General features: G+C 29.4%; 22 protein-coding genes and 1 pseudogene. 7 read left to right on the top strand and 16 right to left on the bottom strand.

Annotated features, from left to right (window positions below; all coding sequences use genetic code 11):
* Positions 1-9: 9 nt before the first annotated feature.
* The 3 genes from OTK55_RS02055 to hjc all read left to right on the top strand — a co-directional run bounded on the left by OTK55_RS02055 (position 10) and on the right by hjc (position 1,989).
* On the top strand, positions 10-225 hold the full coding sequence (locus OTK55_RS02055; protein ID WP_274870299.1) for a hypothetical protein: 216 nt from the start codon (positions 10-12) through the stop codon (positions 223-225).
* 40 nt (positions 226-265) lie between these two features.
* Positions 266-1,363, top strand: a complete 1,098-nt coding sequence (locus OTK55_RS02060) for an AAA family ATPase (RefSeq protein WP_274871740.1) — start codon at positions 266-268, stop codon at positions 1,361-1,363.
* 215 nt (positions 1,364-1,578) lie between these two features.
* On the top strand, positions 1,579-1,989 hold the full coding sequence (gene hjc, locus OTK55_RS02065; protein ID WP_274870300.1) for a Holliday junction resolvase Hjc: 411 nt from the start codon (positions 1,579-1,581) through the stop codon (positions 1,987-1,989).
* Between the two features lie 150 nt (positions 1,990-2,139).
* Here the strand turns inward: hjc and OTK55_RS02070 are convergent, their stop codons facing one another.
* On the bottom strand, positions 2,140-2,952 hold the full coding sequence (locus OTK55_RS02070) for a dihydroorotate dehydrogenase electron transfer subunit (protein ID WP_274870302.1): 813 nt from the start codon (positions 2,950-2,952) through the stop codon (positions 2,140-2,142).
* A gap of 20 nt (positions 2,953-2,972) precedes the next feature.
* Positions 2,973-3,890, bottom strand: a complete 918-nt coding sequence (locus tag OTK55_RS02075; protein WP_274870303.1) for a dihydroorotate dehydrogenase — start codon at positions 3,888-3,890, stop codon at positions 2,973-2,975.
* Between the two features lie 171 nt (positions 3,891-4,061).
* Between OTK55_RS02075 and OTK55_RS02080 the strand changes: the two genes are divergently transcribed.
* Both OTK55_RS02080 and OTK55_RS02085 read left to right on the top strand, forming a co-directional pair.
* Positions 4,062-5,297, top strand: coding sequence for an NOP5/NOP56 family protein (locus OTK55_RS02080; RefSeq protein WP_274870304.1), 1,236 nt, complete (start codon positions 4,062-4,064; stop codon positions 5,295-5,297).
* A 12-nt stretch (positions 5,298-5,309) separates the two neighbouring features.
* Positions 5,310-5,975 carry a fibrillarin-like rRNA/tRNA 2'-O-methyltransferase gene (locus OTK55_RS02085; protein ID WP_274870305.1) on the top strand — a complete coding sequence of 222 codons (666 nt, stop codon included), beginning with the start codon at positions 5,310-5,312 and terminating at the stop codon, positions 5,973-5,975.
* Positions 5,976-6,006: 31 nt separating this feature from the next.
* Here the strand turns inward: OTK55_RS02085 and coaBC are convergent, their stop codons facing one another.
* The 7 genes from coaBC to OTK55_RS02120 form a co-directional block, all read right to left on the bottom strand.
* A complete protein-coding gene (coaBC, locus tag OTK55_RS02090) occupies positions 6,007-7,161 on the bottom strand; it encodes a bifunctional phosphopantothenoylcysteine decarboxylase/phosphopantothenate--cysteine ligase CoaBC (RefSeq protein ID WP_274870306.1) in 1,155 nt (384 codons plus the stop codon).
* A gap of 40 nt (positions 7,162-7,201) precedes the next feature.
* Positions 7,202-7,774 carry a PsbP-related protein gene (locus OTK55_RS02095; protein WP_274870307.1) on the bottom strand — a complete coding sequence of 191 codons (573 nt, stop codon included), beginning with the start codon at positions 7,772-7,774 and terminating at the stop codon, positions 7,202-7,204.
* Positions 7,775-7,796: 22 nt separating this feature from the next.
* Positions 7,797-8,453, bottom strand: a complete 657-nt coding sequence (locus tag OTK55_RS02100) for a hypothetical protein (RefSeq protein WP_274870309.1) — start codon at positions 8,451-8,453, stop codon at positions 7,797-7,799.
* Positions 8,431-9,267 carry a prephenate dehydratase gene (pheA, locus tag OTK55_RS02105; RefSeq protein ID WP_274870310.1) on the bottom strand — a complete coding sequence of 279 codons (837 nt, stop codon included), beginning with the start codon at positions 9,265-9,267 and terminating at the stop codon, positions 8,431-8,433. The genes OTK55_RS02100 and pheA overlap by 23 nt, the downstream gene beginning before the upstream one ends.
* Positions 9,268-9,457: 190 nt before the next feature.
* Complete coding sequence (locus tag OTK55_RS02110) at positions 9,458-10,282, bottom strand: CBS domain-containing protein (protein ID WP_274870312.1); 825 nt, start codon at positions 10,280-10,282, stop codon at positions 9,458-9,460.
* Positions 10,283-10,394: 112 nt separating this feature from the next.
* On the bottom strand, positions 10,395-11,333 hold the full coding sequence (locus OTK55_RS02115) for a CBS domain-containing protein (protein ID WP_274870313.1): 939 nt from the start codon (positions 11,331-11,333) through the stop codon (positions 10,395-10,397).
* Between the two features lie 71 nt (positions 11,334-11,404).
* Positions 11,405-11,980: a CBS domain-containing protein gene (locus tag OTK55_RS02120; protein WP_274870314.1), complete on the bottom strand. Its 576-nt coding sequence runs from the start codon at positions 11,978-11,980 to the stop codon at positions 11,405-11,407.
* A gap of 712 nt (positions 11,981-12,692) precedes the next feature.
* Here OTK55_RS02120 and OTK55_RS02125 point away from each other — a divergent pair.
* The gene (locus OTK55_RS02125) at positions 12,693-13,994 is read left to right on the top strand and encodes an MATE family efflux transporter (protein WP_274870315.1); all 1,302 of its coding nucleotides are present in this window, start codon (positions 12,693-12,695) and stop codon (positions 13,992-13,994) included.
* Between the two features lie 137 nt (positions 13,995-14,131).
* Here the strand turns inward: OTK55_RS02125 and OTK55_RS02130 are convergent, their stop codons facing one another.
* From OTK55_RS02130 to OTK55_RS02140, 3 genes are read right to left on the bottom strand one after another with little or no spacing between them, the layout of a single operon-like run.
* Entirely contained in the window at positions 14,132-14,827 is a 696-nt protein-coding gene (locus tag OTK55_RS02130; RefSeq protein ID WP_326520463.1) for a 7-carboxy-7-deazaguanine synthase QueE, read from the bottom strand.
* Between the two features lie 12 nt (positions 14,828-14,839).
* Positions 14,840-15,328 (bottom strand): 6-carboxytetrahydropterin synthase, encoded by a 489-nt coding sequence (locus tag OTK55_RS02135; protein WP_274871742.1) that lies wholly within the window; start codon positions 15,326-15,328, stop codon positions 14,840-14,842.
* Between the two features lie 12 nt (positions 15,329-15,340).
* A complete protein-coding gene (locus OTK55_RS02140; RefSeq protein ID WP_274870316.1) occupies positions 15,341-15,907 on the bottom strand; it encodes a DUF366 family protein in 567 nt (188 codons plus the stop codon).
* Between the two features lie 114 nt (positions 15,908-16,021).
* Here OTK55_RS02140 and OTK55_RS02145 point away from each other — a divergent pair, with 114 nt between their 5' ends.
* Positions 16,022-17,053, top strand: coding sequence for a nucleotidyltransferase domain-containing protein (locus OTK55_RS02145; RefSeq protein ID WP_274870317.1), 1,032 nt, complete (start codon positions 16,022-16,024; stop codon positions 17,051-17,053).
* A gap of 18 nt (positions 17,054-17,071) precedes the next feature.
* Here the strand turns inward: OTK55_RS02145 and OTK55_RS02150 are convergent, their stop codons facing one another.
* From OTK55_RS02150 to OTK55_RS02165, 4 genes and pseudogenes are all read right to left on the bottom strand, one after another.
* Entirely contained in the window at positions 17,072-17,722 is a 651-nt protein-coding gene (locus OTK55_RS02150) for a DUF5612 domain-containing protein (protein ID WP_274870319.1), read from the bottom strand.
* A 646-nt stretch (positions 17,723-18,368) separates the two neighbouring features.
* Positions 18,369-19,334, bottom strand: a pseudogene (locus OTK55_RS02155) (NAD-dependent epimerase/dehydratase family protein); the annotation flags it as partial.
* 291 nt (positions 19,335-19,625) lie between these two features.
* Complete coding sequence (locus tag OTK55_RS02160; RefSeq protein WP_274870321.1) at positions 19,626-19,841, bottom strand: hypothetical protein; 216 nt, start codon at positions 19,839-19,841, stop codon at positions 19,626-19,628.
* 68 nt (positions 19,842-19,909) lie between these two features.
* Positions 19,910-20,140 (bottom strand): hypothetical protein, encoded by a 231-nt coding sequence (locus OTK55_RS02165; RefSeq protein ID WP_274870322.1) that lies wholly within the window; start codon positions 20,138-20,140, stop codon positions 19,910-19,912.
* Positions 20,141-20,202: the final 62 nt, after the last annotated feature.

Genomic DNA, 20,202 nt, shown 5'->3' on the forward strand with positions numbered 1-20,202 from the left:
TGTGAAATTATGACATTAACCTCAGAATTATATAAACAAGTGAAGGATGATTTAAAAAAAGACTTCCCAGATATAAAAGATATTAAAAAAGAAGATGATACTGTTATCATCACAGGCAATGATGATATATTATGGGACATATTTGAAATATTATTCAACGGCGTTGAAAATATAGAATTCAATGCAGAGAAAGACAAAGAGCACTATCTTACAATAAAATTTTAAGAATATACAACGTAGGAGGTAAATTATTTTGGAAAACAGGATGAATAATTATTCAACAGAACAAGTAAGACGAGAGATTAATAAATACAGAACTGAAGCAAAGATAATTGTCTTAAAAGCCGTTGGTTATCCAATAGAAAGTAATTACATAGAATCTCCAGAAATAGAAGTTACCAATAAAGAACTTTTCGAGATATATGCAAAAGATCAGTGGGATGGATATAAAGTATCTAAGGATAAATATCTTTTTGACCAGAAGCTACTGCCTGATTATGCATTTCAAGTTGTTGAAGTTAGACCAGATAACTCTTATATCACAAATAACACTTCCATACTAGTATTACCCTCAGAAAATAAAATTAAAACAATTAATTCAAAACAACAATATAAAATTGAGGATGTTATAGGTCAAGAAAAAGCAAAGAATAAAACAAAGATAATAACAAAATACCTGGAAGACCCTGATAAATTTAAAAATTGGGCTCCTAAGAATATTTTATTCTATGGAATGCCTGGTACAGGTAAAACCATGCTTGCACAGGCATTAGCTAATGAATTAAATGTACCTATTAAAATGATTAAGGCAACTAGTCTTATTGGTGAGCATGTTGGTGATGGTGCTAAACAGATTCACGAGTTATATCATTATGCCAGACATAATAAACCGTTTGTAATATTCATTGATGAGATTGATGCTATAGCTCTTGAAAGAAAGTATCAATCACTCCGTGGAGATGTAACAGAAATTGTTAATGCATTACTAACCGAATTAGATGGTATTGAGGATAATGATAGTATCATAACAATATGTGCCACTAATAATCCTGAGATATTAGATTATGCTATTAGAAGTAGATTTGAGGAAGAGATTGAATTCACATTACCTGATGAAGATGAACGCAGATTAATCATTGAAAATAATATTAAAACTATGCCACTTAAATGCGTCTTTGATATGGATATTGCAGTTTCTAAGACCAAAAATTTATCAGGCAGGGATATCAAGGAAAAAGTTCTTAAAACAGCATTACATAAAGCAATATCTGATTCACATGATATTATAACAGATGATGACTTGAATTATGCTATTCACGAAACTAAAAAAGAAGTAACTGTTCCAGACACTATGTTTGTCTGATACTTCTTTTATTCTCTATTTTTATCTTTTTTTTAATGTTTTACTCCTTATTACATCATTTTATTATAGTATAATAAGTTATAAGTTTATAAGTTATTATGTTTAAGTTATAAGTTATACTATATAAATGAGATAAATAGGTAGTAATAAAAAAAGTAATTAAACATATCCCACGATATATTATAATAGAAAGAATTTTTAGGAAATATAATAAAATGAGTAAAACCGGATCAGTAGAAGAAAGAGATCTTGTGAATAAATTATGGAATTCTGGATTTGCAGCAATGCGTGCACCAGCTAGTGGTGGTGCTACCAAAAGACCACTTCCAGATGTACTAGCAGGTAACGGTAAACTATACCTAGCAATAGAAGTTAAGTCCACACGTCAAGATCATATTTACATAGATAATGAAAAGATTACTAATCTAAAAAAGTTCTCTGAAATTTTTGGTGCTACCCCTTATATTGGAGCTAAATTTATTAGGAAACCTTGGAGATTTATTAAACTAGAGGACTTACATGTTACACGTAGTAATAATTATCGTGTTAACACCGACCTTGCATTTAGTAAAGGTTTGGACTTCGAAGAAATTATTGGTGAAAGTACTCAAACCAAGTTAATCTAATTATCTTTTTACTAACCTCTTTTTTAAAAATTCATTTATTTTAATAAATATTAAAATAAACTTATAAGTTATAAGTTATTTAGTAATAAGATATAATTACATAAGTTAGATATTATAAGTATAATTTAGAAAAAAAAAGAAAAAAGAAGATTAGTACTTAACAATGCTTCCAGAGGCATCACGACGATATTTACCAAATTCTGTTAACTGACTTAACAGATTCTTATCAAAGACTGGGCCCTCAACACAAACTCGGACACCCCCATCATCCATACAACATTGACCACAAATTCCAAGACCACATTTCATGTAACGATCTAATGATAATTGACAATCAACATCATACTTCTTACTTAATTCATATAATTTATAGGACATGATCTCAGGACCACAACCTACTATGATATCATAATCACCATCTTTTAATAAGTTTTCAGCAAGTTCTGTACTAAAACCTTTAAATCCTTTGGTTCCATCATCAGTACACTCATAAACTTTAACATCAATATCTTTAAATCTGTCAACAAATACAAGTTCATCCTTAGTACTTGCCGCAGATACTAATTCCACATTATCATAGAAGGATAATAATGGTGCTAGGGAAGCTATACCTGAACCTCCACCTACTGCTAAGATCTTATTATAATGATGTAAATCAAATCCATGACCATAAGGACCACGAATACCAATCATGTCACCAACATCAATATTATCATACATATTATTGGTAAATGGTCCTGCTTTACGTACTGTTATTCCCATCAAATTATTTTCACGGTCAATGATTGATATAGTCATAGGTTTTTCTGTATCTAAATCCCATACCATTACAAATTGTCCTGGATGAATATCATCTGTTATATCCCATGGGAAAACAAATGTTTTTACAGTTGGTGTTTCAATAATTGTTTCTTTTATCTTCACAACTTTTGGAACTTCGTCATCATAAACATTACTTATCATATTAATTCCAACTCTCCTTATTATAATCTGTGAGATAAACCTACAATCTCACTTACATTTTTATAACCATTTTCTTCTAGGAATTTTGCAAGGTCATCACTTATTGTTTTGAATATAGATGGCCCTTCATACATTATGGATGTTCCTATCTGAAGTAAACTTGCACCAGCATATAAAAATTCAAGAGCATCTTTGTAATTTCTTATTCCACCTACACCAAATAATGGGATATCCACAGTTTTATATGTTTGATATACGCATTTTAATGCTATTGGTTTAATCATTGGCCCAGCTATTCCACCAAGTATATGATTTAATATTGGTTTTCCTGTTTTGTAATCTATTCTTAATCCTGGTCCTACACTGTTGATTAATGTTAGTGCATCTGCACCTGCATCCTCTGCTGATTTTGCAATTTTTGTTATATCAGTTACGTTCGGCGTTAATTTGACAACAATAGGCACATCTTTTATCTCATTTTTCACTGCACTTACAATGTCATAGGTTAAGTCTGGGTCTTCACCAATATTTGAACCAAATCCACACTTTGCATGTGGACAGGAAACATTTAATTCAAATGCATCCACATATTCTTTTGTTCTATTAGCTACATCACAAAAGACTTCCTCAGTATCTCCGTATATTGATGCTATTACTGGTGTTTTATCACGGATTTCATTTAAATCTTTTAATTCTTCTTTTTTAGCTTCCACCCCTGGACTGGCTAGTCCAACAGAGTTTATTACTCCACCTTCAATTTTAACAATTGTAGGATTATCATAACCATTATTAGGTTCTATACTGAATGATTTTGTTACTATTCCTCCTGCACCAGCTCTTGCCACCATTTTCATTGAACTTGAAGTGGTTCCTAGTATTCCTGCTGCTAAAAATAGAGGATTAGATAGTTTCATTCCAAGAATTTCTGTTTCTAACATTTTATTTATCCTTTTTATTTTATAATCAGTACCATAGAAAATTTATCTATTTTTTGTTCCTTAACTTTATTTTTGTATTTACATGTTTATAAATAAAATAAGGTATATTCTCATCCTTATAGTATAAAAGCCATGAAAATTAATAAACATAGAAATTTAAATGTAATATACATGAAATGCTATATTACTACAACAAGTTTTGGATTTATAGCTACTAACCCGGATAACAAGATTATTGATTATCAACTATTTGGTAATAAACAGGTTGAAAAACTACAGGAAATAGAGAAAAAACAGTTATTAACAGAAGAAGTAGCTTTGATACAAAATATTTCGGAATCATATGATGAAATTATTATAGAAACAAATAATAGTTTACAAGCATACTCTAAATTAGAAGAGTTTGATAAGATAAATGTCGAGAAAACTACTATTAATGGTAGATTTATTCGGGAGAATCTAGACAAGATATTACAGGATATTTCTGAATTATCAGAAGTAGATATTAGGAGTAAATTAAATAATACCTACAATGAAATTGCTAAAGTTAAAATCAGAGAGTCTATTAAAACTAATGATGTGATGATTGTAGAGACTATAAATTCACTTGAAGAAATTGAAGATACAACAGGAAAATTAATTGAACGATTAAGAGAATGGTGTACACCTTATGTACCTGAATTAGATAAGCTTCATAATCATGAATTGTATTCTAATCTTATAGCTAATGAAACTACTCGTGAAAATATTAAAAAAAGTCCTCTTTTAGAAAATACTCATATTACATTATCCGATAATTATGATATTGATATAACAGAGGAAGACCTTGCAATTATTCAGAATTTTGCTAAGTCTATTTATGAATTATATCAGACAAGAAAGAATCTTGAAGAGTATATTCAAAATAAAATAGAGGAAGTTGCTCCTAATCTTCTTGATGTTGCTGGAGCTAATCTTAGCGCAAAATTAATTGCACACATGGGAGGATTAGAGGAGCTTGCTAAACTTCCATCTAGTACAATACAGATTATTGGTGCGGAGAAAGCAACATTCAGACATTTAAAGACGGGTGAAAATCCACCAAAACATGGACTTATATATCAACATCCACTTATCCGTGGATCTAATTGGTGGATTCGCGGAAAACTTGCTAGAGCTGTTGCAGGTAAAATTACAATTGCTGCAAGAAAGGATGCATTTGGTGGCGACTATGACCCTGATCTTAAAGTTCAACTAGACGAAAAAGTCGAAAAAATTAAAAAAGATAATCCGTTCCCTCAGCGTAAAAATAAGAAAAAGGATAAGAAAAATAAAAAGAATAAAAAGGATAAAAAGAAAGGCAAAAAACATAGAAAACAAGGAAAACGTAATAAGAGAAAACTTCGTAAAGGAGAATATGATTACTAGGGAGTTGTTATTATGCAGATAATTAAAATAGGTGAAAATGTATACCAATTAGATAACCAGATTGCTACTGTTAACTTAACTCCAGGTAGACAAGTATACCAAGAGAAACTAATACCCTATGAAGATAAAGAGTTTAGATTATGGAATCCACGTAGATCAAAATTAGCTGCAGCAATCATTAATGGTCTTACAATATTCCCATTTAAAAAGAACTCAAATGTATTATATCTTGGTGCCTCAGCAGGTACAACTCCTTCACATATATCAGATATATGTACTGATGGAAAAATATATTCTGTTGAATTTGCTCCTACTATGATGAGAGAATTTTTAGATGTTTCACAGCGTAGAGAAAATTTAATACCATTACTCGAGGATGCAACTCATCCTCTACATTATCAGCATCTTGTTGAATCAGTTGATATTATATATAGTGATGTTGCACAGGCTCAGCAAACAAAATTATTTATCGATAATTTCAAACTATTTGCAAAAGAGAATACAATTGGTATTATTATGATTAAAGCTCGAAGTATTGATGTAACAATGAATCCAAATGATGTATTCAAACAAGAAAAACGACATTTAGAAGAAAGCGGTCTTAAAATATTAGAAGAAATAAAACTTGACCCATATGAAAAAGATCATATAGCATTTATTTGTGAAAAATCATTTTAAAAAAAAGTAGAACAGTGAAATTGATAAATGTTTATAATGAATAATAAACTTTATCAATAATTTTTTTAGCAAGATTCTTCTTAGAATCTAACCCTATTTTTTCATAACCCTCATGATCAATAAGATATATCTCATTATCATTAGATCCAGGTCCACCACCTTCAACTAGAATATCATTAGCTACCATTATATCAGTATGATATTTCTCCATTCTATCAGTGGCTTTCTTAATTAATTCTTCTTCAGATACACCAGCCTCAGCTTTAAAACCAACAACAAATGTGGATGGACTTATTTCCTTTATTTGTTTTAAGATTTTTGGTAATTTAGTAAATTTAACTGTTATATCTTCATCTGAAGGATATTTCCCCTCATAAACCTTATCAATTTCAAAGTCAGAGATAGCTGCTGCAGACACATAGATATCTGATTCTGTTATTTCATCTTCTATAACTCTCATCATCTCGTTAGTTGATTCTATGTTAATTCTTCTGAATACTTTTGGTATATGTACATGAGTTGAACCACATACAAGTGTCACATCAGCTCCTTGTCTATATGCTTCTTTAGCTATTTCAACACCCATCTTTCCAGAACTTCTATTAGTTATACCTCTCATGGCATCCATAGCTTCAAATGTTCCTCCAGTACCTACAAGCACTTTCATACCATTTAATTTATGGTCAGATAACATTCGTTCCACTGCTATTACTATATCATGTCTACTAGGAAATTTAGCTTTTCTTTCCTCACTATTAGGTTCCATGAAACGAACTTCTGGATGTTCCTGTTTTATCTTATTAATATTATCCTCAATTGCATCATACATTGAAATATGCATTGATGGAACAAATAATATAGGAGTTTTATATCCGCTAGCTGTTAATAATAAAGTTGTAACAGAAGTATCTGCTATTTTATATGCAAATTTACTGATAGTGTTAGCTGTTGCCGGTGCTACTAATATTAAATCAGCCTGTGCATTCTTAACATGCTCTACTTTACCAGTGATTTTCGTAACTACAGGATGACCTGTTGCAAATTCCATTGATAAGGGTGTAATTATATTTGCTGCATCCTCAGTCATGAAACATTCCACATCAAAACCATGCCTTTGTAGTTCATGAACTAACTTTAAATCTTCTACTGCAGCAATACTTCCCGTAACACAGAGAATTATTTTCATTATTATACTCCTCCTCTCAATTAAAAAAAAAGACTTATCCCTATAGATTTATAGGAAATAAGCTTGTATTATTACTATTATTAGTTAAATTAAATGTTCCTGCTATTAAATCATAGCTTGACCTTTCTTGCTCATATGAATTTACTGGTGTTGAGAATAAAATAACATATATCTTATTATCTCTCATCTTAATCCATGTAGCAACATGCTCTTTCTGTGAACCATCTGGCTCATTTACAAGATATCTGTGCATTACAACAGATTGATTATGTATACTACTGTTAATTTCCTGAATGTTTACATAATTACTTGATTGTGACAGGAATTGGTCATTAACAGCACATGCATTTTGTATATCAGAACCATACTCAGGTGGTACTTGCTGTATTACAACAGATATATTAGAATTATTAGAGTCAACCACGGCACCTATAGCTCCATCTGACACGCAATTTGCCTCAGTCCAACTGTCAGGATACTGGAAAGTTATTCCATTACTCTCATAGGTTTGTCCTGTAGCTGTAAAAGTATCCAATAATCCAGAGGAATACGCTACAAATGCTAATATTACTAATAGAACAATTACTATTATTGTTTTAAATATACCTTTCATATTACTATCCTCCGATTATGAATTAAGTACCATTTGAACTAGAACTATCCCTGGTACTACCCTTAGAACTACTTTTTGAATTATATTGTCTACTTGAACTACTTTTTGAGCTACTGCCTGAACTATATGATGATGAACTATATTTTTTTGTTGTTGCTTTTACAGTGGTAGTGTTATTTGTTGTATTTGCTGACATGTTAGATGCATTCACAACTGATTGATTAGTAGTAAATGCTGAATCTGTTATTGTCACATTAGTTGTGTTATTAGCTGGAACTGTGTTTAATGCTACAACTCCTGCTACAATACCAACAATAAATGCCAGTAGTACAAATAATATTATTACAGTTCGCTTTACCTTCTTATTATTACCCGAATTATTTGAGGATGGCTCAGGGTTCACATCTAACCGTGAATACCTATCCACAAAATCATCGTATAAAACTTCTTTTCTTTCTTGTTTTTTCTGAATATTTGATGGTTTAAAACCTTTTGATTCTTGAAGTTTTGAAACAGCTTCCTTATTACCTAATTTTCTTTCATACCTTATTCTTAAAGTATCATATTCTTCAAGGGTTATGTATCCATTATCTTTCTGTTCTTCTAATTCTTGTAACTTCTTTTCGATACTGTGCCGAGAGCTTTCTCTTACTATTTTAATCCCCTCCCCCAAAGTCATAGCTATAAGAACCTAATATTTTAAACATGTTAACTTTTCCTTCTACAATAGCTAATGTATTCTTTATTTTAGGATCTAATCTATGTCCTACAATATCTATAAAAAACAAGTATTTTCCCATTCCTTGTTTAGAAGGTCTTGACTCTATCTTTGTTAAATTAATATTTTCTTTTGCAAATTCATACAAAATTTCATATAAACTTCCAGGATTATCATTTTTGAGAGATATAATAATTGATGTTTTATCATTACCTGTTGGTTTGTTTATATCCTCTTTATCTAGTATCACAAATCTAGTGACATTATTTGAGTAATCTTGAATATCATGTGCTATTATTTCTAAATTATATTTTTCAGATAAAATCTCATTTCCAATTACTGCTGCTGTTGATAATTCTGTCACATATCTTGCAGCATTAGCTGTGCTTGGCATTGCATGTACTGGTTTATTTAACCTGTTAATATAATGCCTGCACTGTGCTATTGCCTGTTGGTGTGAACAGATAACATTAATATCATCGAGTGTTTTACCCTTTTGTACTAGAAGATTCTGTCTTATGGGTAATTCTAATTCACCTTTTATTTTCAAGTTATGACGAGTTAATGCATCTAATGTAATAACTACTGATCCCTCAGTGGAGTTTTCAATAGGAACTACTGCCTCATCTATCTGGTTATCTTCCAGTGCTTCAAATATGCTTAGAATATTTGGGTAAGGTTTATTTATCGTGTTATTATCTGTTATATTTAGTACAGCTTCCTGTGAAAATGTACCTTCTGGACCAAGATATCCTACTTGTTTTTTTTCATTCATTAATTATTAATATATGTGTTTAATTTAATTAATTCTTTTATATAAAATTAGAAAAAAGTTCCATTAGATTCACTGGTAATTATTTATTTTAATTAATACAATCAGAGAATAAGTATAAATATAGGTTAAAATGCTTAAAAAATAGTTTACTGTGTGATTAAAAAAGATTAAATAGAAAGGAGATAATTATTTAGTAATTACCTCTTTTTCTATTAAAGTCATATATGTACCTTAGAATATCTGTTTTTGAAACAATACCATGAACTTTATTGGTTTCATCAGATATTGGCATTCCACTAAATTCTTTGGATACCATTACATCTGCTACTTCTGCAATTGTTGTATCTTTGGTTGTTGTTTCAATAGTTTGTGACATGACTTCTTGTACAAATAAGTTTCTTATTTGTGAATGCTGATATTTTTCTGGTACATGTTTTTTGAAGTCTATGATTTTTTTTGCCATGTCTTTAGCTGTTATGATACCTACAATTAATCCTGATTCCACAACAACTAATCTTGCAATATCATTATCAATCATTATCCTTCTTGCATGGACTAATCTATCATCAGGACTTACAGTCATGACTCTGTTAGTCATGATTTCTTTTACAGGAGTTTCGTTGTATGGTTCTTTATCTAAATTTCTTAAGAAGTCTGTTTTGGTTATCATACCAACTATGTCATCCCCATCTAAGATAGGTATTCCACCAATATGATTATCTACCATTTTTTTAAGTACTTTTACTTCAGCATCATCCGGTTTTGCTGTTATTACATCTTGTGTCATGATAGTAGATATTCTCATGTGTGAAAGTGGTACTTCTTCATATTTAGATGAAGCTATTTTTGTAGCCATGTCTTTTTCAGTTACTATTCCTACTAATTCACCAGTTTTAGGAGATATTGCAGGTAATCGTGAAATTTTATGTTTGCTCATTAGTTTTAAAGCATCTGAGACTGTTTGATCTTTACGTACTGTAACAATGTCTTTAGCCATTATTTTATCTATGGTCATTACGATCACTCCATGTTTTTTTTAAATATAATAATATTATTCATTTTCCTCTATAAAAATATTTCACTCTTTTAAGGATTAATTTGAGGAAAATTAATCTCTTTTAAGATTTCTATTGAACAATAGCCTTTAGTAAATCTCGAATTGTGATAATTCCTATTAGTTTTCCTGTATCTTCGTCTACAACAGGTAAACCTCTTATATTTGAATCAAACATTAAATCTGCGATATCACCTAATTTCTCATATTTAGTTGCTGTGAGTACATTAGTTACCATTAATTCATCTACAGTAATGTTTACTACATCTTCACCTTCATTAGAGAATAATTTTGCAAATAGTTTGTGTTCACCAATATATTTTAGAATATCTGATGCTGTAACAAATCCTAATAATTTTTCTTCTTTAGAGTTTGAGTTTGGATCTTCTCCTACTATAGGTACTCTTCTTAATGAGTTTCTTACCATGATTTTAGTAATTCCTTCTATTCTAGTACCTGGTGTTGTTGTAATTAGATCAGTAGCCATTACATCCTGTACTTCTAAGTCTGCAATTATTTTATCTAATTTACTTACAACATCGCCTTCTGTTACCATTCCTACTATTTTTTCTTCATTGTCAATTATTGGAAATCCACCAATACCTTCTTCTAACATTAATGCTGCGGCATCGATGATTGTGTCCTTGTTTGTCATGGTTTTTACACCAGTTGTCATGATTTCTTTGATTGGTGCATTAATTGCTGATAAGAAGTTTCCTTCGTGTTTTTCTGTAATTAAATTGTATTTCTTTCCTCCGCCGAAGAAGTCAAGAATATCCATTGTTGTTACAATACCTAATAGTTTTCCAGAACCTGGATCTGTGATTGGTATTCTTCTTATATCTTTTTCACTCATTAGGTTAGCAATTTCTATTATGGTAGCACTTTGTGATGCTGTTACAACATCTTTAGCTGCTATGTCCATTATGTCTCCATCTGATTCTGCTTTTTTTGTTTGTAGATTGAATGATTGGTCTGTTGAATTAATCTTTTTGATTATATTGTTTTTCATTATTATCCTGCTCCTGTATTTTTTTAAAATGTTACCTTTTTTAATTAGTAGTTTTTTTCTTATTTTTTTAATTATTCTTCGGATAGTTTATCGTCAATACATTCTTGACATAAATATTGTCCATTATTATTCTCTAATTGACCATAAACACCACATTTCTCACAAACTCCCTCTTCTAATCTTTCATCTGACTCTGAAGAATATTCATTGTCTACGAAATTATCAATATTTGTTTCTTCTACAAATAATTCAATTAATTCTGGAGATACTCGTACAATGTCTGTTAAGGTTAATATTCCTTTTAATTGTTGATTATCATCTATTACTAGTAAAACTTTACAATTATTCTTAATCATTAAAGATGATGCTTCAATTAAAGAAGTTTCAGGGTTTACTGAGATAAATTTATCCATAACCATGTCCGCGGTTATATCTTGTGGTGAAATATTTTTAGATACAACTTTTGAAATAATATTATTACTTGTAACTATTCCTTCTACTTTTTGATCTTCTATAACCACGGAACTAATATTATGCTCTGTCATGATAGCTGCTATATCTGATATATTTGTATCAGTATTTGCAGTTATGACATTATATGTCATAGCATCTTTTATACCAAGGTTGTCTTTCATATTTAATTCCATGTTCATCACTCCGGGTTATTAAAAAAATAATAACATAATTAATAATTTAATTTTACTTATATAAGATTCTTTATTTATTTTTCGAGAATTTTATAAAACCAGACGTATAATTTTATTCGTTTATCAACATTAATGTTTTATTTTGTTTCGGGAATAAGTTAGTCTAGAAATATATACTATGAATTATATATATAAAATCAATGACTAATTTTAAAACAGATTATACTGTTTTATTGACTTTGTAGAAAACATATCTTTTTACAGCATTCATGAATATTAATAAAAATAAAGTACTCTTTAAACTGTTTTAAATTGTAAAAATAAAGATAGGACATAGGTTAAAAATAATAATACAAGGAATATTGTTTATTTCGAGATTAGGATGTATACATATATACTTAATTAAAATTTTAACTGAGAATCATAACTTTATTATAATAATAAATATCGATTAATACGCTTATTTGTAATGAAAACCCTATATAACAGTTTACAGATTTATCTGAATGTACTGGAAATAATATTTTTACAAAATCGTTTAATTTATATATTATTAAGTAACTAATTACTTAGACATAATAGAACAAGAAAATTATATTGATTATTGTAGAGGAGGTTTGATAAAGTTACTGGAGAAACTAATAATAAAAATAATAAAACTACCAAGGGAGTAGAAACTATTCTTGGAGATCCTAAACAGGGTTTAAGAAAAATGTCCGTGCCTTTAATTATATCCATGCTACTTATTAGTATATATAACCTTGCAGATGCTGCATGGGTGGCAGGATTAGGTGCAGATGCACTTGCAGGTGTAGGATATGTTACACCTATATTTCTTGTACTTGTAGGAGTAGGTAATGGTCTTGGTGCTGGAGCTACCTCTGCATTATCAAAGTACATAGGAGAAAAACATAAATCTAAAGCAGACAATGGTGCAGTACATTCTATTCTAATTACCATAATTATATCTATTATAGTTTCAGTAGTACTTCTCATACTTTTAGATCCTATTCTAATTGCAATGGGATCTGGTAATACTATTCAATATGCAAGAGATTATGGTATTATTATGTTCACTGGTGCTATTCTATTCATATTACCTAACGTTATGTATGGAATACTACGAGCTGAAGGTGATGTTAAGAGAACAATGTATGCTATGACTATCTCAGGAGTACTGAACATCATTCTTGACCCAATATTCATATATGGATTAAATTTAGGTGTTGCAGGAGCAGCTTATGCTACATTACTTTCAGTAAGCATCGTGATACTTGTATTAGCATACTGGTTCTACGTTAAAAAAGATACTTATCTAAAACCTGTTTGGAGTAATTTCAAGTATAATAGCGAAATATCCAAAGATATTTTAAAAGTAGGTCTTCCTGCAAGTTTAGAGATGTTACTAAGTGCAATATTTGCTGGTTTATTCTCAGCATTACTTACAATAGTTGCAAATACGGATGCAGTAGCAGTTTATTCTACTGGTTGGAGAATAGTATCAATAGGTATTATGCCTGTTATTGGTATATCCACAGCATCAGTATCTATAATAGGTGCTAATCTTGGTGCTAATCGTTACGAAAACATACGTGTTACTCACAGATATAGTGTAAAACTATCAATTATTGCTGCTATAATTACAGGAATTTTTGTTTACGTATTTTCACCACAAATCGTAATGTTATTCTCATATTCAAGCAACAGCGCATATCTTGCACCTAAAATGATTCAATTTCTAAGATTAATGGTATTTTTCTATATATTTATGGCTATAGGTGCACCATCAACATTCTTATTCCAAGGTGTTGGTAAGGGTGTAACTTCAATGTTCCAGACACTTCTTAGAGAATTGGTCTTCACAATAATAATTGCATACATATTTGCTATTCCATTTGGATGGGGTGAATATGGTGCATGGTGGGGTATTATTATTGGTGAACTTGTTGCATGTATCGTAACATTTACATGGGCAAATGACTATGTTAAACGTCTGATACGTTCCAAAGAATAAAACAATTCCCACACCCTTTTTTTTACCTTTTTTTTATAAAATTAGAAATTATTTATCCAATATTAAATAGTTCAGAAATAGTTTTTTGATAAAAAAAAAATAATTTAAAGAAAAAAATAGGGGAGATTAATCCTTTTTTATTCAACATCAAGATATTTATGTATTTGAGGTATTACTGATACTGGAAAACTTTTTCCAATAATTTCAGATATATTAAACAGTACTTCTTTTTTATCCCATAATTCCATAGGACTAACTGGTTGAATAATTATTTCAACATTACTACTTGCCACTTTTTCTAAATCAGATCTTATTTTCTTTATAATCTTTAGAGGTGTGGTTGGTGATACAACTATTTTAATATAATAGTTCTGATGAACTTTTTCCATTAATTGTATTGACTTTAGTTCATTATCATATACCTGATTCCACTCATCATTTGTATTAAAATGTTCTGGTAGTTTTATATCCATGGATACAATATCAATAACATCCAATACTTTTTCTAATTCATCAGGTAATGTAGCATTTGTTTCTAACATTGCCTTGTATGGATATTTTTCTAAGAAATCATGTATGTAATCTGCACTGAGTAATGGTTCACCACCAGTAATTTCAAGGGAATCAAAATCAGGTGTCATCAAATCCATTATTATGTCATTTAATTGTTCATAAGAATATTCTTTACCTATTTCTCCATCTTTACTATTTTGCGTATCACAGTATTTGCAGTTAATGTTACATCTTGAAAATCTTATGAATATCTGACGTTTTCCTATGAGTACTCCCTCACCCTGGATACTTGAGAATATTTCTATTATTTTAGGAGTGATTTGTACATCCTCCTATTCATTTAATTGTTTATGATAAGATGCACCTTGTCCAATACCCTCATTTACTTGTACTTCAATATATTCTAAAGTACTAGTGTCCTCAAGTTCATTGACAATTACATCAGTTATGTATATTGATAGTGATTCTGCAGTTGTTGATATTATTGGTAATAATACAACATCAGATTTAGGTATTTTATATTCAAGTTCACCAAGTATTGTGAATTCAACTGTTTTATCATCTTGATAGGTTATCTCCAAATCAGGACTATCTACAGGTATTAATAATCTATGATCTAATGATTTACAGATTTTTCTTGTGATATTTTTCAATACCTTGAAATCAATTACAAAACCAAATTTTCCAGATCTTTTTCCTTCTACTTCAACATCCACAATATAACTATGACCATGTATTTTACCACATGATTCATGACCTATAACCATGTGTGCTGCTGAAAATCTTAAATTTGAATGAATTCCATCTAAATTTACTTTCATCATTATTAACTCCTAGAATACCCTTGTTTTTGTTATATCTTTATCTATTGTTTCTATATATTCCATATATGTATTTGCAATAGAATCCTGTAATTCATGTATTTGTTCCATACTCATATTATTATCTTCTAATGCTGATGTTTCAACATCAACCGGTGTTCCTTCAGTTGTAATATTTAATGCAAAATGCATTTTCATTGTACTAATTGAAGCTGTTGCTATTGATACTGATAATTTCTTATTATCTATGAATATGTCATCACCATCTTGAGTTGTTCGTATTCCGTAATCTAATAGTTTATCTCGTGTTATCATCACTAACATTCTCTGTCTATGATATGCTAGCTTTAAATTTCCTGGTTGTTCATCAAAGTGTTCTACTATAAAGTTTAACATGAGATTTCCTTTTATATCTACTCCAACATCTTCATAATCTATTAAATTATCGCCTAATATGTTCATAGGACCTACCCATGACACTATAGTAGAATCTTTTACTCCAAATTCCTGAAATGCCCATGATGGATTAATTTGACTTCCATCATATTCATTTCCATCTTTCCATTTTAAGTACTGCATTTTATCATCCTTTAATATTATTTATTGTTTTTAAAATTTATAGATTTGTTTTCGAAAATTAAATAGGAATTCGATTATAGAATTATTAATATTAATTATTTAAGGAGTATTATTATGAATATTAGACCACGTTATTTTATTGAAACCAAAGATAACTTATTTTTTGCTGTTAATACTTATTATCATCCTAAAGATAAAATAATTGCTTTTTTACGTTACGTTCCATGTGAAGAGGGAGACCGTGAGCGTAATGGTATACATTATAAAAAAGTTAATAGTAAAGAAGCATACGAATACCTGGAGAAATATCATCCAGACTACTTATTCTACTGGAATGTTGAGAATAAAAAGATGATGGGTGTGCCTGTAGATGATATTCTAGAGGTTCATAGTCCCATTGCAAGATTAAATGAAATTCTCAATGATAATAGTGATAACAAGTATTATGAAAAAGTTAAATTATTAGCTAATACTTTCCATGATGAAGCCGGAATTAGTTATGATAATATGGGTATTACTGGTTCTACGCTTGCAGGTCTTGAAAGAGAAGATTCTGATATTGATTTCATAGTATTTGGATTAGATAATCATAAAAAAGCTCGAAAATTATATGGTAAGTTAAAGAATGATGATTCTAGTGTTCTTGATAAAATTAGTGGTGAATACTGGAACAGGGTATATCATAAAAGAATAAAGGATGATTCCATGAGTTTTGATGAATTTGTATGGTATGAATCTAGAAAAAATAATCGTGGTCTTATAAAAGGTACGTTATTTGATATTCTTTCTACTAGAAATCCGTCTGATATTGATTTTAATGAATCTGTGCATTATAAACAGATTGGTTCTATGAAAATTAAATGTCAAATAGTTGATGATGAGCAATCTTATGATACTCCAGCTATCTATTCTATTGGAAATATTGAAATTTTAGATGGTCCCTACGTAAATATTGAAAATATCATATCATTTACACATACTTATACAGGTATTGTTAAAAATAATGAAAATGTTATTGCATCTGGTGTATGTGAAGAAGTAAGTTATCAAGACAGTGAAGAAAAATCATACAACATAATTATAGGTACAACACGCGAATCTATAAATGAATATGTAAAATTAGAAAAAAGTCCCTGTGAAAAATAGAAAAAAGAGAAACATGTTTTATAAGGTCCTATTAACACGGTCTATGTCAAATTTAGCTGTATTAGCCACAGCCATTACTGCCATGACCCCAGCTTGTACTGGGTCAGTTACTACTAAATCAGCATGATCTACTACAGAACCAACCATATTTAAGCTTATTACTTTAATACCATATTTTTCTTTAATTTCATCAATTGCATTTACAATAGATCCTCCCATTAAAGAACCGGCTAAAACAAGGACGCCCACACGGGATAATGAACCTACAGCTCTTACTGCTTCTTCTAATTTCTGTTCACCTGCTAATGGTACTGTATCCACACTTATACGTTCGCCTCTTATATTATGACGGTCTGCTTCAGTTATTGCACCCAGTGCTACTTGAGAAACCTGTGCTCCACCACCCATAATAATTATTCGTTTTCCCCATACATTATTCATAGTTGGAGACTCTTTCACATCTTCAACCTCAGGAATCTTATTTAATTCAGACATTAATTCAGTTATATCCTGTACATCTTCCAATTCTAAGTATGTTGACGCATACTTCTCAGATTCAGAATGAATATAAGTATAAATTATATTTATTTCCTTCTCTGAAATAAACTGAGTTAATTTTCTTAAAACTCCTGGTTTATCTATTACACGCATAATTATTGCATTTATCATTAATATCTCCCTTTGATAAAAATATATTTTGATTAATCTAATACTTGTTACTATAATTATAATTAGTACTTGATATTAATTAAGCTTGATTCCTTAATTAATTGAATTTAATTATGATTATATATTAATAAGACTGGTTCATATTAAGATAGACTATTTTTATGATAATTGAATTACTGTGAAAACTAGAAATTAATTAAATATTATTTATAAAAAATAAAGTAATCTTTATATAAGTAGTTAATTAATATAATAATTAGTGGAAAATTAATACTCACCCAACTAATATTCCACTTAATAAAAAAAAAATATGTATAGTAAAAGGAAAAAAAGGGTATTGTAATTATTATGAATTCATATTAGAAAGGATTTAAATTTAACCCCTAATAAATTTAAGATTAACAATATAATATATTCCATTTCACCACTATTCATATAATTATACTCTTGAATACAATGCCCTATAAAATTCTAAAGTATATAATTTAACTAAGTACTTTTCTTTTTATTTTTATTTTTAAGAAAAAAATAAGTAGTTTTATTTAAATTGATTAAATAAAACATGTTTTATATTTGAAGTTTAAATTTTATTTTAATATTCAATAAAATTTATTTTTAAGCGTCTTTATTATCTGATTTTTCCAAATTAAATTATATTACTTTCTATCATATAATTAACAGTATCTATAACTGTTTCTTCTGCAGAACGTGGATTCCATCCTAAAACTTTTTTTGCTTTTGTATTATCCCTATGATATTTCAAACTTATCATAGTATTTAATACCTTCATTGGAGCCTGGAATCTAGCCATGACTCTTATGATAAAATCGGGAATAACTCTTGTACTTACTTTATAATCAGGAAATTGTTGTTTTAAAAGTTTAGCCATCTGTGGCATAGTTATTTCTTCAGATTCAGCAATAAATCGCTGTCCATTTGCAGCATCATTTTCCATTGCAAGAATATGAAGCTCTGCAAGGTCTCTTACATCTCCCACAGGATATATTACATTTGGACTTGGTGTTCCCTTCATAAGCATTTCAAAAACTTGATCAGTACTGCTACGCTTCTTATCCATATATGGACCAAAAATTGCTCCAGGTAATATAGTTACTAAGTTAGATTGAGATTGTTTTCCAATTATATCCCATGCAGTTTTCTCAGCAATAAGTTTAGAGCGCTGATAATTAGTAATATCTTTATTATTAAAGTCCATCCAATAACTTTCATTAATTTTAGAATCAGCATTTGATTTATCAGGATAACATGCTGCCTCACTAGATGTCATGACAATTTTTTCTACACCTTCATCAATGGCAGAGGATAATACATTTTCCACACCTTTCTTTGCAATTGGAATTAATTCCGGGTTTTCATGATTATTTCCACCTAATGGGGAAGCAGTATGTATCACATAGTCCATGTTTTCCATAGCATTACTCCAACCCTCTGATTTAGTCAAATCTGCTTCCTCAAAGGATAAATTTGTGGTATCTACTCCTTCATTATTTAACATTGTAATTACATTTTCACTTTTTTTCATGGATCTTACAGTAGTTCGTACTACATAATCTTTTTCAAGAATTTTACGGATTGTCCAGCCAGCTAGAAATCCAGTTCCCCCCTGTAACTAATACATTTGTCATGATTATCTCCTTAACTTTGTTTTATCTATATTTCATTATTTATTTGAAGAAATTTATATTTTAAAAAAAAAATCATCTAAAAATTATATAGTAATAATCTATACTATAGTTTATTTAAATTATTTAATTTAAATTATAGTTTAAACTATTTTAATAAAAAAATAAGACAATTATACAAAAATTAATTATTTTAATAAAAAAAGAATCTTGAAGTTTATTCTAGTTATAAATATTAATAAAAAAAAGAATAATAAAATTTAATTTCCCATACGTAATGCACTCATGACTTTTCCAAAGAAGCCCATATCTTCTTCTTTTTTAACTTTCTTTGGCATTCCTGTCCGTGGTAATCTTACTTCATATCCACAATTTGGACAAAGTACATTTTCTCCTCCACATCCACAGTTACATTCTATTTCTTCTGCTTCTGAAGATTCAAATTTATTTCCACAAAGTTTACATTCTACAATCATTGTAATTCCACCTTAATTGTTTTATTTAACTTAATGTTCTATTATTAAATTTTTTTTCAAGATAATATTCAATGTTCTATTTTTATAGATTTTTTTATCTTTTCAAGGAATGATGTTTTATCTTCTGCACTCATATTATTTGAAAGATTTTTTCTAAGTTCCCAAGGAATAGGCATGTCATGTCCACAATTAGGGCATCTTACATTTTTTCCGTTGCATCCTCCAAATGCACAGTTACATCCACAAGGTTCTACTTTTGTCTCATCAAATTTACATCCACAAATCATACATTGCATCATGTACATACCTCCTTCTCACTATTTATTTAATAATAATTATATAATATAAACATTGTTATATT

The sequence above is a fragment of the Candidatus Methanosphaera massiliense genome, assembly GCF_028890305.1.
GTDB classification, from domain to species: Archaea; Methanobacteriota; Methanobacteria; order Methanobacteriales; family Methanobacteriaceae; genus Methanosphaera; species Methanosphaera massiliense.

Bases quoted from the DNA above. Each gene is read 5' to 3' on its own strand.
- OTK55_RS02085 (WP_274870305.1), top strand. From the start codon at position 5,310: ATGCAGATAATTAAAATAGGTGAAAATGTATACCAATTAGATAACCAG.
- OTK55_RS02120 (WP_274870314.1), bottom strand. From the start codon at position 11,980: ATGGAATTAAATATGAAAGACAACCTTGGTATAAAAGATGCTATGACA.
- OTK55_RS02055 (WP_274870299.1), top strand. From the start codon at position 10: ATGACATTAACCTCAGAATTATATAAACAAGTGAAGGATGATTTAAAA.
- OTK55_RS02095 (WP_274870307.1), bottom strand. From the start codon at position 7,774: ATGAAAGGTATATTTAAAACAATAATAGTAATTGTTCTATTAGTAATA.
- OTK55_RS02060 (WP_274871740.1), top strand. From the start codon at position 266: ATGAATAATTATTCAACAGAACAAGTAAGACGAGAGATTAATAAATAC.
- OTK55_RS02160 (WP_274870321.1), bottom strand. From the start codon at position 19,841: ATGATTGTAGAATGTAAACTTTGTGGAAATAAATTTGAATCTTCAGAA.
- OTK55_RS02165 (WP_274870322.1), bottom strand. From the start codon at position 20,140: ATGATGCAATGTATGATTTGTGGATGTAAATTTGATGAGACAAAAGTA.
- OTK55_RS02075 (WP_274870303.1), bottom strand. From the start codon at position 3,890: ATGTTAGAAACAGAAATTCTTGGAATGAAACTATCTAATCCTCTATTT.
- OTK55_RS02115 (WP_274870313.1), bottom strand. From the start codon at position 11,333: ATGAAAAACAATATAATCAAAAAGATTAATTCAACAGACCAATCATTC.
- OTK55_RS02135 (WP_274871742.1), bottom strand. From the start codon at position 15,328: ATGAAAGTAAATTTAGATGGAATTCATTCAAATTTAAGATTTTCAGCA.
- hjc (WP_274870300.1), top strand. From the start codon at position 1,579: ATGAGTAAAACCGGATCAGTAGAAGAAAGAGATCTTGTGAATAAATTA.
- OTK55_RS02125 (WP_274870315.1), top strand. From the start codon at position 12,693: ATGTCCGTGCCTTTAATTATATCCATGCTACTTATTAGTATATATAAC.
- OTK55_RS02100 (WP_274870309.1), bottom strand. From the start codon at position 8,453: ATGACTTTGGGGGAGGGGATTAAAATAGTAAGAGAAAGCTCTCGGCAC.
- coaBC (WP_274870306.1), bottom strand. From the start codon at position 7,161: ATGAAAATAATTCTCTGTGTTACGGGAAGTATTGCTGCAGTAGAAGAT.
- OTK55_RS02150 (WP_274870319.1), bottom strand. From the start codon at position 17,722: ATGATAAATGCAATAATTATGCGTGTAATAGATAAACCAGGAGTTTTA.
- pheA (WP_274870310.1), bottom strand. From the start codon at position 9,267: ATGAATGAAAAAAAACAAGTAGGATATCTTGGTCCAGAAGGTACATTT.
- OTK55_RS02140 (WP_274870316.1), bottom strand. From the start codon at position 15,907: ATGCAGTACTTAAAATGGAAAGATGGAAATGAATATGATGGAAGTCAA.
- OTK55_RS02145 (WP_274870317.1), top strand. From the start codon at position 16,022: ATGAATATTAGACCACGTTATTTTATTGAAACCAAAGATAACTTATTT.
- OTK55_RS02070 (WP_274870302.1), bottom strand. From the start codon at position 2,952: ATGATAAGTAATGTTTATGATGACGAAGTTCCAAAAGTTGTGAAGATA.
- OTK55_RS02080 (WP_274870304.1), top strand. From the start codon at position 4,062: ATGAAATGCTATATTACTACAACAAGTTTTGGATTTATAGCTACTAAC.
- OTK55_RS02110 (WP_274870312.1), bottom strand. From the start codon at position 10,282: ATGACCATAGATAAAATAATGGCTAAAGACATTGTTACAGTACGTAAA.